At 56.9% G+C, this 1,183-nt stretch carries 1 protein-coding gene and 1 pseudogene; one reads left to right on the plus strand and one right to left on the minus strand.

Annotation, left to right across the window (positions count from 1 at the left end):
- On the minus strand, positions 1-883 hold an 883-nt coding region (gene cysK / locus Q0362_RS03430), incomplete at its 3' end, for a cysteine synthase A (protein ID WP_298119791.1).
- A gap of 99 nt (positions 884-982) precedes the next feature.
- Between cysK and Q0362_RS03435 the strand changes: the two are divergent.
- Positions 983-1,183 (plus strand): annotated as a pseudogene (locus Q0362_RS03435) (hypothetical protein); the annotation flags it as partial.

Below are 1,183 nucleotides of genomic sequence, written 5' to 3' on the forward strand. Positions count from 1 at the left end.
CGCACACGATGGCAACGATGGTCTTGCCGGCGTTCTCTGGACGCTTGGCAACCTCGGTTGCTGCGTAGAAGATAGCTCCGGTGGAAATACCAGCCAAGATGCCTTCTTCGGCTGCCAGACGGCGAGCGAACTCGATCGACTGGTCGAAGTTGACGTCGAATACCTCGTCATACACGGTGGTGTCGAGGATGGGGGGAACGAAGTTCGCACCAATGCCCTGGATCTTGTGAGGACCAGGAGCACCACCGTTGAGGATGGGGGATTCTTCAGGCTCAACAGCAATGATCTGAATGTTGGGGTTGAGTTCCTTGAGGCGCTGACCGGTTCCGGTGATGGTTCCACCAGTTCCCACACCTGCAATGAAGATGTCTACCTTGCCGTCAGTGTCAGCCCAGACTTCTTCCGCAGTGGTTGCGCGGTGGATGGCTGGGTTTGCAGCGTTCTCGAACTGGCGAGCCAGGATTGCACCGGGGGTGTTAGCCACGATCTCTTCTGCGCGAGAAACAGCACCGCGCATACCCTCAGAACCGGGGGTGAGGACAACTTCTGCACCGTATGCGCGCACAAGAACGCGGCGCTCGATGCTCATGGTCTCGGGCATGGTCAAGATGACCTTGTAGCCACGAGCTGCACCTACGAGTGCGAGAGCGATACCGGTGTTACCGGAGGTTCCCTCAACGATGGTTCCACCTGGCTTGAGCTCACCAGACTTCTCTGCAGCGTCAATGATCGCCTTACCCAGGCGGTCCTTGACGGAGTTGCCGGGGTTGTAGAACTCGAGCTTGGCGTAAACCGTGGCGCCAGCGCCCTTGGTCAAGCTGTTGATGCGCACCAGCGGGGTGTTGCCAGTGAGCTCTGTGATGTTGTCATACAGACGAGCCACGATGAACCTGTTTCTCTACTAAGTGGGTGGTACTAAAGCGTTCTTTGATTATGTGGCACACACGCACCCCCGCATAGTTCTGTTACGTTCAAAGACATTATGAATTCCACACCTCATGCCGACGACATTGCCCTCACTGACCTTCGTCAGTGGGCAATGGAGCAGTTGAGTGCTGCCGGGATTCTGGAAGCAGACGTGGATGCTGAGCTTCTGATCGGTCATATTCAGGTTTGGAGTCGCGGGGAACTCGCTTCCAAGCTAGTCACGGGCTACACCGTCCCCGGTGAATCCGCACTAGCC

This window comes from uncultured Aurantimicrobium sp. (assembly GCF_936931525.1).
GTDB lineage: Bacteria > Actinomycetota > Actinomycetes > Actinomycetales > Microbacteriaceae > Aurantimicrobium.